Genomic DNA, 13302 nt, shown 5'->3' with positions numbered 1-13302 from the left:
GCCACCCAAGGGTTAGCGCCAAAAGGCGTTAGCGATTTCACGTGGCCCTCGGGAGGGGAGAGGAAAGGGGATTGCGGACTATACAATTACTTGTATAATTCCCCTATGAAAGTGCTGAATTTCCGGGGCAGCGCCCTAACTGATCTGAGAGCGTTTCCCGAGTCAGCCCGGCGCGAAGCCGGTTACCAGCTCGACAAGGTGCAGCACGGTCTAGAGCCATCCGACTGGAAACCCATGCCCACGGTCGGGAAGGGCGTGCAGGAAATCCGGGTCTGGGACGAAGCGGGCGCGTTCCGGGTGATCTACGTCGCCAAGTTTGCCGATGCGGTCTACGTGCTTCACTGCTTTCAGAAGAAAACACAAAAGACCCGCAAGGCGGATTTAGACACCGCCGCCCAACGCTACGCCGATCTTGTGAAGGAGCTAGGCAAATGAGCAACGAAACTTTTGGCAGCGTCTGGGACGCTATCGAGAACACGGCAGCCGAGGCCGAGAACATGAAACTGCGCTCTGCGCTCATGATGGCGCTTGAGCAGCACATCCGCACCAAAGGATGGACACAGACCGAGGCGGCCCGCCGCCTGGGCGTCACGCAGCCGCGAATCTCTGACCTGCTGCGCGGCAAGATCAACCTGTTTGGGCTGGATACGCTCGTCAACATGGTGACCGCGGCGGGCCTGCACGTTGAAATGCAGGTGCATGAGCTGGAACCCGCTTGAGACGCGCCAGACGTCGCCTCGCTGAACAAAACAAAACGGCGCTGTAAGTTGTAGGCTACACGCTACAACATACAACACCGCAAACGCCCCAGGCCGGGGCGTGAAATCGCTAATCAGGCCCGTTTTTCAGCCAGATAGTCGCGCCGAAGCTGCGGATAGACGATATGGCGGTAACGCCATTGCAGCCAGCACAAGCCCAATGCTCCGGCCAGATGAAGGATTCCTTCTAGTGGGCGTTCTCCTGCTAGAAACAACGCGGGATTGAGCAGGAAGGCCAAGGCCAGCAGCACGCCCATCACCGCAAACACCACCGCAAGGCCCGTCTGAACGGCCCGATTGATACGGTGAAACCTCGTTTTGATTGTTTCCATAGCAACGGCTCCCGTTATCGAAGGGTGGGCATTGCCCGGTTCTCACTGCTCAAAATGCGCCGGTTCAACTCGCGCTTTTGCTCGGCAATCAGCGTCTGCTCGGCATGGCGCAGATGCGCGATCATTTGCAGCTTGGTCGTCTCGTTCTGAATGGCCGCCTGCTCGGCCGCAATGCGGGCTTGCAACTCTTCAATGGCCTTTTGGTCTTGGGTACGGCTGATTTCATCCATCAGCCCGTCAATCTGATCGAGACGTTGCTGTGCGCCTTCATAGGCCCGTAAGCCAATGGCTTTGTCGGTTGCCATCGTGCGGCGGCTGCGCTCATCAATGGCCCGGGCCATCTCGGTCACGGAGCCGGAAAGCTGTTCTTCGCGCAGAATGTCATCAATCGAGCCGGAAATGCCCGAATAGCCGCCACCATTCACAGTGTCATAGACCGTTTTCAGATCGTCAGGCAGATACTGGCGAAGCTGGTGATTGCGCAGCACGTCACCAAAGCCGCGCGTGCCGCTCATGGACTCAAAAAGCCGCTGTGCTTCGGCGAGCTGACTTCTGGCCGTATCGAGCTGTTCTTTCATGCGGGTGAATTGCTGCACGAAGTCCGCCGCTCGCGTCGCATCGAACACGGGGATACCTTGGGCCATTACCGGACTGGCCGCTCCGACAATGACGACTATTGCCGCCGTGATTACGAGTTTTCTCATCTGCCGCTCCTTTGGGTTTGCCGCATGTGCTTGAGCTTGATTTCCGCGCCCGGCTCCCAAATTTCCCCTTTGGTGTGCCGCTTGACATACTCACAGATGAGGTCACGCAGCACGCGGCTTGGGAGAACATTGTTTTGCCGTGCAGCGGCTTCAAATTGGGCTTTCAATTCCGGGTCGATTACGGCTCGAATTGCCTCACCACTTGAGCGCCAATAGACCCGTCCAAAGTGCAGTTTTCGTCTCTTGGATGTGCGCCAGACGTATTCGCGCATGAGGTCGCGCAATACTTGGCTTAACGCCCTGTCCTGGCTCTCCACGATCTGCCGAAATTGCTCTTTGAGCGCGGGCGAGATAAGCACTTTGAAGGTGTAGGGTTCACCACTCATACTGCCTCGCTCACTGACCAAGGCTCATAACCAATTCGCCGCAGTTCACCCCAAACCACTTTCGCCCGCTCCGGCCCTGCAATGGTTCGCAACAGCAAAAGGGTTTCAATCTGAACCGCGTTCGGCCCCGGCCCGGACTGGCCGGAACGCGGGCCGGTGTCGGCCAGGTCTTCGATCACGTGATGCAGACTGACCACCTCGCGCCGAAGCGCGGCCAGCTCCCCTTGCAAGTCGTTCTCGCTCTCTAGTAGCTCCCGCACATAGGTAGAGAGCCGTTTTCCCTGGCGTGCCGCTTCGTCCTCCAAAAGCGCCTTTTGCTCGACGGAAAGACGCAGCGTTATCGGATCACCCAACATCGCCGCCTCCCTGTAGTGCTTTTGTAGTGTTGGAAGGCCAGCATTCATGCGGGTTTGCGGCCGTTTTGTAGTGGTCGAACACTACAGCACACGATGATGCAAAGTACGAACTATGCTTATAAATCAATATGTTACGCAGCACCGGCGGGTGCGTATTGTCTATAGACGTGTTAAGGGCCAATGAATGGGAATAATTAGAGTTTTGCCATGCCCGCGACACGCCGCACTTTAAGGGGGTCAAACCTTGGCCCCAATGCGCAAGGCGCATTGGGATGATGCGGCTATGAGGCAGATGTGATGCGGATGTGATGCAGCGATCATGCATAGCTGCTCACCCTGCCTTGCGACCACGGAAATAACCGACAGCTGCGCGAGTGACACCAGCCGCACCGGATGCCATGCGGGCTGCACCACGAGCAGCACCAGCAGCCGCACGCGGTGCAGCCATTGCAGCGCGACCAGCAGCCCGAGCGCCGCGAGCCGCACCGGATGCAGTCCGTCCCATGGTGCGCAATTCGTACCAGTAGCTGATGCCGATTCCGCCTGCCAAACCGCTTGCAATGTTCGGCAATTGCAGCAGGATTCCGACCGAAACAATGGCGATTATCGCCATACCAAGCAGCGTGTACCCAACGCTTTGCACGCCATCCAAATCGGCCTGCGCCATGTACCCGCCAAAAAGCTGCATGATCAATGTGAAGACGACGGAAAAAAGCACGATCGTGAGGGAGTAATTGAGGACTTGCCCCGCCCACAGTTCAAAGAAGCGTGCAGTCGGTTGCCACAGCAGCGCGAGGATAAACAGCGGCCCAAGGGCCACCAGTATGGCTATCGCCACCTTGGCAATAACTAGGAACAATGCCCCCGTTGCAACGACGCCCGCCACGGCAAAAAGCGAAATGGTGCCAATGACGGCATAGGTTATCCCCTCGGAACTAAAGAAGCCGGCTTTCTCATACGCTTTATTGACATACTGCCCGCCCTCTTCTGCTGCGCTGTCGATGATGTTTGCTGCGGATATTCCGGTGGGATTTCCTGTGATGGCCTGCGCCAAAGCATCCGGGGTTGCCATGATGGCGTCGGCAATTTGCGTCTGGTACAGCCCACCTGCCAAGGCTATCGAAACAATGATGCCAATGCGCAAACTCCGCGTGAGGAAATCGGCCACTGGCATATCAATAGCCCCGCGCATAACGAGCATGCCGTAAGCGATAAAAGACAGCGTCAGCCCAACGGACACAACCGGCGTGATCTCCATCAGGACGCGTGACGAAATGTCCGTCACAAAAGTCTGTGTTGTATTGTCGATCGTCTCGAACAGAGACGAGACAAGCTGAAAGTCACCGGCCATCGTCTTCGACCTCCGGGTACTCTAGGGGCAGCCCTAGTTTTTTATTGATCTCATTCGCGACCTTACGGGCATTGATGCACTTCTGCGTCTCGGCCAGCTCCGGTTTTTTCTTGCATTCCGCCTCCACCAGCAGCCGTTTACTGAAATTTTTCCGGTAAAACTCCACGCTCTGCGCTTCTTCCGTCTCTTGCTTGCTCTGGCTCTCCTGTGCGGTCGCCGGGTCATTGCAACCAGCCAGCACGCCGGCCACGACGCACAGCGCGAACAACCTTCCTTTTCCTTTCATCAGATCGCCTCCTGGTCTTGGTGGTGGGGAAAAGCAGCGCAAATATCCGCACCACCAACACGGCGAGCGATGCGAAGGGCCTGCTGAAATGTGGGGAAATGGGCGGCCTTGTCTGACCCGCCCCAGACCGGAAGCCGGGCGTCATTCATCCCAGCAAAAAACCGCCATCCGGAAGCATCGTCTGAGGCGGTCATAACTATGAAGTGCATCTTCATACATGCCTCCCAAAATACCCAAGTCTTAGGAAGGATTATGAAGGCACATTCAGTATTGGTCAACAAAAATGACTTTATAAATCAAGCACTTGTCAATAGCTGTCAATACTTTTGCTGGCCGATTTCTGCATCACATCTGCATCACTTCTGCACAATACTTGCATCATTGATGCATCACCCAATGCTGCGCATTGGGTCCCAAAGTTTGACCCTCTCGACGTGATGCAGGCCCCGAACGTCGCAAAAAAATTCCCATTCCTTATCCTTAAAATGGCTATACACAATACGCACCTTCCGGTGGCCGTAAACCATTGAAAAATAACAATATTTCTCGGACTGCGAAAAACCCCTGTAGTGTTCGACCACTACAAAACAGCCGCAAACCCGCATGAATGCTGGCCTTCCAGCACTACAAAAGCACTACAAGGCTAAAAAACCGGCCACCGGCTACAGGTGTGATGCAGCAGTCAGGCAACCATGATGCAGCGATTGTGCAAACGTGATGCACTCCGCGCCCTTCGGGCTTGGGCAAGGGGCGCTGCCCCTCTGCACGCCCCGCCCTCGCCGCCGGGAAGCTCGGGGGGCAGGTCGCCGCTACGCTATGCCTGCCCCTTCGCAGGCAGGCTGTTGCGCTTCAGTCGCATCAAGGCCAAAGCCGCTACGCGGTCGCTGCGCGAGCCTTGACCCGCCTTCCGCTCATGAAGCCCACCATCCGCCACGACAGCGGGTACCCAATAGACGGTGTGGCAGATAACCGGAGGTGGCTAATAGACGGTCTATCTACAGGCCCGATGCAATTTCAGGGGTAATTGCCGGTAATAACGGTTCACTTTCTCCTGATTCCTGCCGGAAAAGATCTCGTCACCGTCTATTAACCACCCGGCACCGTCTATTAGGTACCTGTACCGCTCCCCAGAGACGGGGCAGCGCCCCTCAAATGTCAATATCGCCGTGAAAGCCCTCTGAGCCGTTTTGCGGGCCGTGACGCGATTTTCTGGCTCACTGGCACCCAACCATTGGTCGCCGTTCGTTTGCGCGTCCTGGGCACTTGTGGGCGGCCGTCATCCGGGCATGACCGATTACACGTGCTTGGAGGGTGAAAGCCGGGTCAAGGCCGGGCGCAGCCCGCCCGAAGGGCTTGGCCTTGATGCGGCTGGAACCCGGTCACGCTAAAGGCATGGGGGCAGGTCGAAGGCCAAAGGCCGCCCGTCCTGCTCCCCTGCCACGTGGCGAACGCGGGGAGTCCAGAGGGGCAGCGCCCCACTGGGCAAGGCCGCAGGCCGCGCAGCGGATGTTGACACTTGAGGGGCATCACGCAGTCTGGCCCAAGACCGATTGCAAGCGTTTGACGGCAGAAACGAAATCCAGCCGGAAAAGGTGCATGGTCAAGTCGATTGCCCCGCCGCCGCCTTTCTCTGTCCTGCTGTCGTACCACTTCGGGCCGGTTACCAGCAGTTCGACCACGCCACCACCGATAGAAACATAAAGCCGTTCGGTCTCATAGTTCTTGACTGGCTTGAAATCCGGGTCAGGTTTCCAATACAGCCCCAACAGATCGAGCGCCGTTTTCACGGGCATACCTTGCAGACGTGCCAGCAGCTCAGGGGAAAAAGATCGACGGGCACGGCTCATAACACCCTCCCAAACAAAAGGGCTACTCGGCCCTGCGGGCCTCTCCGGCCGCTACGCGGCCTGCGCGCCATGTGGACAACGCTTCGCGTTGACACACAAGGCTTGCGGGCTACTCGTGATAAATAAATCACGGGGCTACTCCCGCCTTCGGCGGTGAGGGCCTACGGCCCGAGGCTTCGCCATTAGTAATACGCAGGGACTTGGCACCTTCCGCCAAATAGCGTTTTACCGACCGCAAACCGACACCCATTTCTTCGGCTATTTGCTTTTGGGTCATGCCCTGCTCCCTAAGCTCTTGGGCTTGCGCCTGCTTGGTCTTTGCGGCTTCTAGGTAGGTTTCCCTATCCACGGCCCCGGCGGCCCGTCTGCGGGCCTCGTCGCGCTTCCTGTGGCGCTCTTTGGCAAGGTCGGTGCTGATGATGGTGCGAAGGCGGCGCTGTTCCTCGTCGGAAATACGGAACAGGTTGATGAGGGTGTCATTCTTGGGGGTGTAAAGCGGGGGGTACTTTTTGCCGCCCAATTCGACGGTTTCCCCGGCCTCATACGCTTTGGCCTTGCGGTAAAGCGTCATCAGCTCCTTGCTGCGCGTGTTCCATGACGGATCGAGTTCTGTAGCAAGGGCGCCCGCTTCCCGGTACATTTCAAAGCTGTTTGTAGCCCCGGACAGCAGCAGGAAGTTGAGCCGCCAAAACAGGTGCAACATGCGCTCGCCTTCGTGGACGCCACCGCGCAGCATGGCGAGCGTGCGCAAGTCCTCCAACCTGTCCCATGCTAGCTGGCGACCAGAAAAGCCGCGCAAATTGTCGTTCTTGTCACCCCGTATCAGCCTGAGCTGCCGCCGCTCGATACGGTCGCGGCGCTGTTGCTCGATCTCCCACCGTGCGACGGGCAAAAGCAGTTCGGCCAGGTACTCGAAATCGTAGCGGACAGGCTTGCCATCCTCGGCGGTTTCGACATGCACCACGCGGCAAATTTCGCCGCTTTTGCTGTTGGTGGTGTGAACCGTACGCAGCACGCGGCTAGCGTCTTTGGCCTGCGGGTCGGCTCCAAGAGGCAACAAGCGGTCTATCAGGTAACGCTGGCAGGCATTCCAGCGGGGCAACGCAGCACGCGGAAGGGTGCCTTCCAGCAACCATTTGGCTTGAATGCCGCGCCCGCTAAACACCAAGAGGGACGGGGCCGGGATACCCTCTTGGGCGCAGTGATAGAGCACAGCAGACGCTAACTGCTCGGGCGTTCTGCCTTGCGCCCAGGACTGCCGGTAGGTGTCCAGATCGGCAAATAAAAGTCCCACGCGAGCCAGATTCACCACCCGCCGATTAGGCCGGATAAATTCGGCCTGCGTCATCCATGTATCGCGCCGGGGATCGATCAGCTCTAGGACGGTCGGCATGTTGGCGAGCAAATGGCTCGATTGCCGCTTTTGCCCGTCCACATCCACGAGAAGGGAAAAAAACCCGGGCCGCCTCGGGTCATGATAGGCCGCTGCCTCTTCGGCAGGGCCAAAAAGTGCCAGTTGCGCCGCCATTCCAGCCATAAGTCCCCTGCATGCGCAAAACGCGCGTCGTCAATACTTGTCAACATCAGGGTCAGGCCGTAGAATGGAGGCTGCTTTGGTTCCCTTTGGGGGCCTTGTCATTCTACGGTTCTTCGCTTGGCTCGCCGTTTGCCACAACGACGACCAAGCTAGACCCAATCTCCGCAAAGCCCCGTGCCACCGGGGCTTTTGCTTTTTCTAGGCTCCGCTGTTTCGATATGTTTGATACCTCGGAGTCCAGCCGTTCGTTTCAGCGCGAAATGTAGTGATGCCATTCTGCTGCAAGGCCGAGGCCGCCGCATCGAAGCTCATGAACCGTCTAGGTTCACGCTTTCTCGCGTGCCCTAACAGCCTGCGCTGTTCGCCCATTTCCAGGATCACGATCAACCCTCCTTCGCCGTCGGTCTGAATCGTCGCGCCCTGTACAGCGCCAGCCGCACTTAGCGCCCGCAAATCCTTCTGGCTCACTACTCCCAACTGTTGCGAATCCTTCATGGGAAGATGCCCCATTATGCCCGAGAGCACAAGATTTTCAAATATTTGTGCAACCGCAATAGCCGCGCACACTCCGTCCGCAATTAGCTATCATGCTATCTTGATATCTTGATATCTTGCTATCTTGCTAGCATGCTATCAAGATAGCTTCAGATGTTCGCGGAGGGCCTGCTCCACGATCTCCTGTTCTGACACGCGCCGACCAAGCGCCGCGCTGCGCTCTGCCGCTGCCAGTTTCAGCGCGGTGGCCGTCTCTACGCGCAAGCGAAAGAGTTTTTGCACGGTGGGTTGCCGCTCTGCCTTGTCTTTCGGGGCCGCCTTGCCGGGTGCATTCGCTTGGCTCTCGGCCCGGTCAGCCTCCGCGCCGTCCAAAAACGCCGAAGGGTCTTTCGTTAGCGCCGGGCGCTGAAAGCCGCTCAAGTCCGGTTTGTTCTTCATGCCGTCACCTCTGCGAAAAACGCCTCGATCTCGCTCACTGCCGCATGGTCACGGCCTAACTCCTGCACGGTCGCGCCCTCTCCGATGGCACGGCGAAACGCCACGCGCTCGCACACGCGAGCACTCAAAACGGCCAGTTTTTGCTCAGCCAGCCATTCCAGCATTTCAGCGGTGTCTTTCGTGCGGGGATCGACCCGGTTCAGCAGCACCCGCACGTCTAGATCAGGGTTGTAGTCACGGGCCAGCTCGACCACGGTCAGCAGGTCGGTCATGGCGGCGGCATCGAGGTTTGACGCGCCCACGGGGATGATGGCCCGCTGTGCCAGCAGCAATGCCGCCCGCAGGCCCGCCGTATCGCGGCCTCCGGCATCCACGACAACGTGCTCGAACCCGCCCGCTAATGCCTTGCCCTCGTTGAAAACGGCTTTGCCGGTCAGGCAAGTTGTCGTCGGGCTAGGGGTCAGATTGGAGTTTTCGCGCCGCCACGCGGCCCAGCTCGCGGCGCTGGCCTGGGGGTCGCCGTCAATCAGCAGCGTTGGGCCACGCTTGGCAAGCATGGTGGCCAAATGAACGGAAACCGTCGTCTTTCCAACGCCGCCCTTGGTGTTGACCACTGCATAGGTCGTCACTGTGCACCTCCGAAAATGATGGAGATGATATCTTGCTATAAAGCTATCATGATATCAAGCTATCATGATATCAAGATAGCTCCCTATACGCTGCCCATATGCGTTTTACGTGGGCGGGGCTGTAGCCAGTAATCCGCGCCGTGGCGGCAATGCTGTGTCCAGCTTGACGCAGGACAATCACCTGTTGGTGACGGCGGCTGTCTTTGCGGCGACCAATATAGCGGCCCTCGCGCTTGGCCTTCTCGATGCCCTGGCGCTGTCGCTCGCGCCGATCTTCGTAATCATCGCGGGCCATCTGTAGGGCCAGCTTCAAAAGCATGTCCTGCACGGATTCTAGAACGATCTTGGCAACGCCGGAGGCGTCGGCGGACAGCTCGGACAGATCGACCACGCCGGGCACGGCCAGCCGGGCACCCTTGGCGCGAATTGAAGACACCAGTTGCTCGGCCTCGGGCAAGGGAAGGCGGCTGATACGGTCGATCTTTTCGGCAATGACCACTTCGCCGGGTTGCAGGTCGGCAATCATGCGCAGCAGCTCGGGCCGATCGGCTCGCGCTCCGCTCGCCTTTTCCCGGTACACGCCTGCCACGTAGTAGCCCGCCGCTCGGGCGTCCTCGATGATTCGTTCTTGGCGGTCTAGGTCTTGCCTATCGGTGCTGACCCGCAAATACACCCGCGCCACACGGAAAGGGGACTGACCGCTCATCGCTTGTCGTCGTCCGTGCCGAAATCAAAAGAGGCTTGCCGATTGTCTGGCTCGGACTTCTCCCGTTTGCGCGGGTAGGCGCGCCCGGTTTCGGCCTCATACCAAAGCTCGCCCGTGATCTGTGCTGTTTCGGGATTCTCAAAAGGGCCGTCAGCGCCGGGGATGAGCCAATTATCAATGTAATAAAACACGAACCACCCTTCGGAGCGCTCCTCGATCTTGAACTGATATTTGGGCTTTTTTGACATATAGCGGCTCCTTTGGATATACCTGAATGAGCCATATTAACGGTGATGGCGCATTTATGAAATAGTCAACCTAAATGAGCCTAGCTCAAACCGCCGGGAATCCGCGCCACTGTCGTTTTCAGAAGACGGCTGCACTGAACGTCAGAAGCCGACTGCACTATAGCAGCGGAGGGGTTGGATCCATCAGGCAACGACGGGCTGCTGCCGGCCATCAGCGGACGCAGGGAGGACTTTCCGCAACCGGCCGTTCGATGCGGCACCGATGGCCTTCGCGCAGGGGTAGTGAATCCGCCAGGATTGACTTGCGCTGCCCTACCTCTCACTAGTGAGGGGCGGCAGCGCATCAAGCGGTGAGCGCACTCCGGCACCGCCAACTTTCAGCACATGCGTGTAAATCATCGTCGTAGAGACGTCGGAATGGCCGAGCAGATCCTGCACGGTTCGAATGTCGTAACCGCTGCGGAGCAAGGCCGTCGCGAACGAGTGGCGGAGGGTGTGCGGTGTGGCGGGCTTCGTGATGCCTGCTTGTTCTACGGCACGTTTGAAGGCGCGCTGAAAGGTCTGGTCATACATGTGATGGCGACGCACGACACCGCTCCGTGGATCGGTCGAATGCGTGTGCTGCGCAAAAACCCAGAACCACGGCCAGGAATGCCCGGCGCGCGGATACTTCCGCTCAAGGGCGTCGGGAAGCGCAACGCCGCTGCGGCCCTCGGCCTGGTCCTTCAGCCACCATGCCCGTGCACGCGACAGCTGCTCGCGCAGGCTGGGTGCCAAGCTCTCGGGTAACATCAAGGCCCGATCCTTGGAGCCCTTGCCCTCCCGCACGATGATCGTGCCGTGATCGAAATCCAGATCCTTGACCCGCAGTTGCAAACCCTCACTGATCCGCATGCCCGTTCCATACAGAAGCTGGGCGAACAAACGATGCTCGCCTTCCAGAAAACCGAGGATGCGAACCACTTCATCCGGGGTCAGCACCACCGGCAAGCGCCGCGACGGCCGAGGTCTTCCGATCTCCTGAAGCCAGGGCAGATCCGTGCACAGCACCTTGCCGTAGAAGAACAGCAAGGCCGCCAATGCCTGACGATGCGTGGAGACCGAAACCTTGCGCTCGTTCGCCAGCCAGGACAGAAATGCCTCGACTTCGCTGCTGCCCAAGGTTGCCGGGTGACGCACACCGTGGAAACGGATGAAGGCACGAACCCAGTGGACATAAGCCTGTTCGGTTCGTAAACTGTAATGCAAGTAGCGTATGCGCTCACGCAACTGGTCCAGAACCTTGACCGAACGCAGCGGTGGTAACGGCGCAGTGGCGGTTTTCATGGCTTGTTATGACTGTTTTTTTGTACAGTCTATGCCTCGGGCATCCAAGCAGCAAGCGCGTTACGCCGTGGGTCGATGTTTGATGTTATGGAGCAGCAACGATGTTACGCAGCAGGGTGACGGTGTTCGGCATTCTGAATCTCACCGAGGACTCCTTCTTCGATGAGAGCCGGCGGCTAGACCCCGCCGGCGCTGTCACCGCGGCGATCGAAATGCTGCGAGTCGGAGCAGACGTCGTGGATGTCGGACCGGCCGCCAGCCATCCGGACGCGAGGCCTGTATCGCCGGCCGATGAGATCAGACGTATTGCGCCGCTCTTAGACGCCCTGTCCGATCAGATGCACCGTGTTTCAATCGACAGCTTCCAACCGGAAACCCAGCGCTATGCGCTCAAGCGCGGCGTGGGCTACCTGAACGATATCCAAGGATTTCCTGACCCTGCGCTCTATCCCGATATTGCTGAGGCGGACTGCAGGCTGGTGGTTATGCACTCAGCGCAGCGGGATGGCATCGCCACCCGCACCGGTCACCTTCGACCCGAAGACGCGCTCGACGAGATTGTGCGGTTCTTCGAGGCGCGGGTTTCCGCCTTGCGACGGAGCGGGGTCGCTGCCGACCGGCTCATCCTCGATCCGGGGATGGGATTTTTCTTGAGCCCCGCACCGGAAACATCGCTGCACGTGCTGTCGAACCTTCAAAAGCTGAAGTCGGCGTTGGGGCTTCCGCTATTGGTCTCGGTGTCGCGGAAATCCTTCTTGGGCGCCACCGTTGGCCTTCCTGTAAAGGATCTGGGTCCAGCGAGCCTTGCGGCGGAACTTCACGCGATCGGCAATGGCGCTGACTACGTCCGCACCCACGCGCCTGGAGATCTGCGAAGCGCAATCACCATCTCGGAAACCCTCGCGAAATTTCGCAGTCGCGACGCCAGAGACCGAGGGTTAGATCATGCCTAGCATTCACCTTCCGGCCGCCCGCTAGCGGACCCTGGTCAGGTTCCGCGAAGGTGGGCGCAGACATGCTGGGCTCGTCAGGATCAAACTGCACTATGAGGCGGCGGTTCATACCGCGCCAGGGGAGCGAATGGACAGCGAGGAGCCTCCGAACGTTCGGGTCGCCTGCTCGGGTGATATCGACGAGGTTGTGCGGCTGATGCACGACGCTGCGGCGTGGATGTCCGCCAAGGGAACGCCCGCCTGGGACGTCGCGCGGATCGACCGGACATTCGCGGAGACCTTCGTCCTGAGATCCGAGCTCCTAGTCGCGAGTTGCAGCGACGGCATCGTCGGCTGTTGCACCTTGTCGGCCGAGGATCCCGAGTTCTGGCCCGACGCCCTCAAGGGGGAGGCCGCATATCTGCACAAGCTCGCGGTGCGACGGACACATGCGGGCCGGGGTGTCAGCTCCGCGCTGATCGAGGCTTGCCGCCATGCCGCGCGAACGCAGGGGTGCGCCAAGCTGCGGCTCGACTGCCACCCGAACCTGCGTGGCCTATACGAGCGGCTCGGATTCACCCACGTCGACACTTTCAATCCCGGCTGGGATCCAACCTTCATCGCAGAACGCCTAGAACTCGAAATCTAACGTCCGTTCGGGCATCGAGGTCCATGTCGGGGTGGGACGGGCCCGTGGCTTCAAGATCACTTGCAGTCCGACCGCGATGTCTTGGTTGCGCGAGAGGTTGTCGATATCCTCCACTTCCATCATCAACCCTGGATAATGCCGCCGCCGTCATCGCCGCCGACGCCCGTGCCGGGCTTTTCGGGCCTGTCAGGCTTGCTCGGCCTTCAGCCTGCCTGGGCGAGATCTCCGGCGGACGGATTAACGGCGGAGCTTCGCCGCCTTTCGTGCGTGTGAAGGCCGAAGATAGTTCTCTCAAAAACATCCGTTTATGAGAGATACCAAA

Annotated in this window: 19 protein-coding genes; 4 read left to right on the top strand and 15 right to left on the bottom strand. The window is 59.0% G+C overall.

What is annotated here, in order from left to right; translation table 11 throughout:
* The first annotated feature begins 105 nt into the window (after positions 1-105).
* Together ERD78_RS19545 and ERD78_RS19540 are read left to right on the top strand one after the other, a co-directional pair.
* Positions 106-435, top strand: a complete 330-nt coding sequence (locus ERD78_RS19545) for a type II toxin-antitoxin system RelE/ParE family toxin (RefSeq protein ID WP_129971584.1) — start codon at positions 106-108, stop codon at positions 433-435.
* Positions 432-719 carry a helix-turn-helix domain-containing protein gene (locus ERD78_RS19540; protein ID WP_129971583.1) on the top strand — a complete coding sequence of 96 codons (288 nt, stop codon included), beginning with the start codon at positions 432-434 and terminating at the stop codon, positions 717-719. Before ERD78_RS19545 ends, ERD78_RS19540 begins: the two co-directional genes overlap by 4 nt.
* A gap of 113 nt (positions 720-832) precedes the next feature.
* Here the strand turns inward: ERD78_RS19540 and ERD78_RS19535 are convergent, their stop codons facing one another.
* From ERD78_RS19535 to intI1, 15 genes are all read right to left on the bottom strand, one after another.
* Positions 833-1090, bottom strand: coding sequence for a hypothetical protein (locus ERD78_RS19535; RefSeq protein ID WP_129971582.1), 258 nt, complete (start codon positions 1088-1090; stop codon positions 833-835).
* A gap of 14 nt (positions 1091-1104) precedes the next feature.
* Positions 1105-1794, bottom strand: a complete 690-nt coding sequence (gene virB5 / locus ERD78_RS19530) for a P-type DNA transfer protein VirB5 (RefSeq protein WP_129971581.1) — start codon at positions 1792-1794, stop codon at positions 1105-1107.
* Entirely contained in the window at positions 1791-2180 is a 390-nt protein-coding gene (locus tag ERD78_RS19525; protein WP_129971580.1) for a hypothetical protein, read from the bottom strand. The genes virB5 and ERD78_RS19525 overlap by 4 nt, the downstream gene beginning before the upstream one ends.
* Positions 2177-2584 carry a mobilization protein gene (locus ERD78_RS19520; RefSeq protein WP_245152547.1) on the bottom strand — a complete coding sequence of 136 codons (408 nt, stop codon included), beginning with the start codon at positions 2582-2584 and terminating at the stop codon, positions 2177-2179. Before ERD78_RS19520 ends, ERD78_RS19525 begins: the two co-directional genes overlap by 4 nt.
* A 283-nt stretch (positions 2585-2867) precedes the next feature.
* Positions 2868-3887, bottom strand: coding sequence for a TrbL/VirB6 family protein (locus ERD78_RS19515; RefSeq protein WP_129971579.1), 1020 nt, complete (start codon positions 3885-3887; stop codon positions 2868-2870).
* On the bottom strand, positions 3877-4173 hold the full coding sequence (locus ERD78_RS19510; RefSeq protein WP_129971578.1) for an EexN family lipoprotein: 297 nt from the start codon (positions 4171-4173) through the stop codon (positions 3877-3879). The genes ERD78_RS19515 and ERD78_RS19510 overlap by 11 nt, the downstream gene beginning before the upstream one ends.
* Positions 4173-4388, bottom strand: a complete 216-nt coding sequence (locus tag ERD78_RS19505) for a hypothetical protein (protein ID WP_129971577.1) — start codon at positions 4386-4388, stop codon at positions 4173-4175. The genes ERD78_RS19510 and ERD78_RS19505 overlap by 1 nt, the downstream gene beginning before the upstream one ends.
* A 1311-nt stretch (positions 4389-5699) precedes the next feature.
* On the bottom strand, positions 5700-6020 hold the full coding sequence (locus tag ERD78_RS19500) for a hypothetical protein (RefSeq protein WP_129971576.1): 321 nt from the start codon (positions 6018-6020) through the stop codon (positions 5700-5702).
* A 127-nt stretch (positions 6021-6147) separates the two neighbouring features.
* The gene (locus tag ERD78_RS19495) at positions 6148-7548 is read right to left on the bottom strand and encodes a helix-turn-helix domain-containing protein (protein WP_129971575.1); all 1401 of its coding nucleotides are present in this window, start codon (positions 7546-7548) and stop codon (positions 6148-6150) included.
* Positions 7549-7755: 207 nt separating this feature from the next.
* Positions 7756-8052, bottom strand: coding sequence for a partition protein (locus tag ERD78_RS19490; RefSeq protein ID WP_129971574.1), 297 nt, complete (start codon positions 8050-8052; stop codon positions 7756-7758).
* Positions 8053-8190: 138 nt separating this feature from the next.
* The gene (locus ERD78_RS19485) at positions 8191-8490 is read right to left on the bottom strand and encodes a hypothetical protein (protein WP_129971573.1); all 300 of its coding nucleotides are present in this window, start codon (positions 8488-8490) and stop codon (positions 8191-8193) included.
* Positions 8487-9119, bottom strand: coding sequence for a ParA family protein (locus ERD78_RS19480; RefSeq protein ID WP_129971572.1), 633 nt, complete (start codon positions 9117-9119; stop codon positions 8487-8489). The genes ERD78_RS19485 and ERD78_RS19480 overlap by 4 nt, the downstream gene beginning before the upstream one ends.
* 70 nt (positions 9120-9189) lie before the next feature.
* Entirely contained in the window at positions 9190-9825 is a 636-nt protein-coding gene (locus ERD78_RS19475; protein WP_129971571.1) for a recombinase family protein, read from the bottom strand.
* A complete protein-coding gene (locus ERD78_RS19470) occupies positions 9822-10073 on the bottom strand; it encodes a hypothetical protein (protein WP_129971570.1) in 252 nt (83 codons plus the stop codon). Before ERD78_RS19470 ends, ERD78_RS19475 begins: the two co-directional genes overlap by 4 nt.
* Positions 10074-10385: 312 nt before the next feature.
* Positions 10386-11399 carry a class 1 integron integrase IntI1 gene (gene intI1, locus ERD78_RS19460; RefSeq protein WP_000845048.1) on the bottom strand — a complete coding sequence of 338 codons (1014 nt, stop codon included), beginning with the start codon at positions 11397-11399 and terminating at the stop codon, positions 10386-10388.
* A gap of 101 nt (positions 11400-11500) precedes the next feature.
* Between intI1 and sul1 the strand changes: the two genes are divergently transcribed.
* On the top strand, positions 11501-12352 hold the full coding sequence (sul1, locus tag ERD78_RS19455; protein ID WP_129971568.1) for a sulfonamide-resistant dihydropteroate synthase Sul1: 852 nt from the start codon (positions 11501-11503) through the stop codon (positions 12350-12352).
* Between the two features lie 127 nt (positions 12353-12479).
* The gene (locus tag ERD78_RS19445) at positions 12480-12980 is read left to right on the top strand and encodes a GNAT family N-acetyltransferase (RefSeq protein ID WP_000376623.1); all 501 of its coding nucleotides are present in this window, start codon (positions 12480-12482) and stop codon (positions 12978-12980) included.
* Positions 12981-13302: the final 322 nt, after the last annotated feature.

The organism is Allopusillimonas soli (genome assembly GCF_004153445.1).
GTDB lineage: Bacteria > Pseudomonadota > Gammaproteobacteria > Burkholderiales > Burkholderiaceae_B > Allopusillimonas > Allopusillimonas soli.
This window is presented reverse-complemented; position numbering and strand designations above follow the sequence as displayed.